The organism is Milkweed yellows phytoplasma str. MW1, from assembly GCF_000309485.1.
Classification (GTDB): Bacteria; Bacillota_I; Bacilli_A; order Acholeplasmatales; family Acholeplasmataceae; genus Phytoplasma.
This window is the reverse complement of sequence record NZ_AKIL01000001.1, coordinates 1-252: the sequence shown is the minus strand read 5'-3', so window position 1 is coordinate 252 and position 252 is coordinate 1. Positions and strand designations below refer to the sequence as shown.

Here is a 252-nt window from a genome sequence, read left to right as displayed (position 1 = left end):
AAAACCTCGTTTTTAGTTGGAAGAGGTATTGGGCCTTTTATCTGAGCTCCTGTTTTGGAAATACTAGTGATAATTTTTTTTGCTGCTTGATCTATCAAATGATGATCGTAAGTTTTTAAAAGAATTTTAACAACTTCTTGTTCTTGAGCCACTGTTCTTATTCTCCTTTCTTGATTTTGATAATGACAATAATAACTTCCCAAATATATTTTTTTTATAAAACAAATATTTTTTTTAATGTTATAAATAGTT

The 252-nt window shown here is 26.6% G+C and carries 1 protein-coding gene; it reads right to left on the bottom strand.

Going from position 1 to position 252, the window contains the following annotated elements; all coding sequences use genetic code 11:
• Positions 1–152: 30S ribosomal protein S10 (locus RI76_RS00005; RefSeq protein ID WP_036343287.1), on the bottom strand; the 152-nt coding region annotated here is incomplete at its 3' end.
• Between the last annotated feature and the right edge of the window lie 100 nt (positions 153–252).